An 852-nucleotide genomic window follows, 5' to 3' on the forward strand; every position below is an offset into this window, starting at 1 on the left:
CAGTCCCGGCTATTCCGGAGCGTTGGATATCGGACTTCCCCAATAGGATCGCGGCAGCGGGCACCCGGCCACACATTTCCTACCGCGCAGGTTTCGCACGCGCGTCGTGTGTGTTCTGCATCTACTCGCCCCGCTCAGCCCTGGTGCGGGCCGCGCGCCTGCACCCCGAGCTGGCTGCCCAGTACGCGGCGGTCGAGGCCCGTATCGGGCACCGCTTCCGCGTGGACGTGTCCGTGGCCGAGGTCATCGCTGAAGCCGCCACCGATACCTGCCCCGGGCCTGTCGCCGACTGGCTCGACTGAACCCGCCCCATCCCGGACCGCCCGGCTCCCAGCGACGTCGGTTCGTGTCCCGACACGGCCGCATCCGACCCGAAATTCGCACGCTCACACCGTACCCGCAGAAAGGAGACATCGTGAGTGACGACGAGATCGACGCCTATCACCCTGATTTCGATCCGTACATGCCCGATGAACATCGGATCGAGGACGCGGTGAAGGTCTATATGGTGTTCGAGGACGGCCGATGGTGCCTGGACGCGTCGATCCGGCAGAGCCAGCCGCTCGATGAGGTGCACGGGACCCGGTGCAGCTACGAACTGCCGCGCGAGGACTGCGTGGTCTGCTCGACCCCGCAGGGCCTGGCCGCCGTCGAGGCCGCGGACAGGGCGAACATGCCCAGCGGCCGGGAACTGCTCGACATGCTGGCGGCCGAGTTCGGTTTCGATCTCGTACCGGCCGGGATGGCAGGACCCGGACAACAGCTCAGGCGGCTCAGCGAGCAGGTCCAGGAACTCCTGGGCAAGAAGAGTGAGTCGACCAACTCGGTGAGAAGCTCATCGACGCCTTCGTT

Annotated in this window: 1 protein-coding gene and 1 pseudogene; both read left to right on the plus strand. The window is 66.5% G+C overall.

The window, feature by feature from the left end:
• Positions 1–302, plus strand: a pseudogene (locus ON27_RS44400) (hypothetical protein); the annotation flags it as partial.
• Between the two features lie 113 nt (positions 303–415).
• Positions 416–852, plus strand: a 437-nt coding sequence (locus ON27_RS29310; RefSeq protein WP_043734778.1) for a hypothetical protein, incomplete at its 3' end; no start/stop codon positions are given.

The organism is Nocardia asiatica NBRC 100129 (assembly GCF_000308415.1).
Classification (GTDB): domain Bacteria; phylum Actinomycetota; class Actinomycetes; order Mycobacteriales; family Mycobacteriaceae; genus Nocardia; species Nocardia asiatica.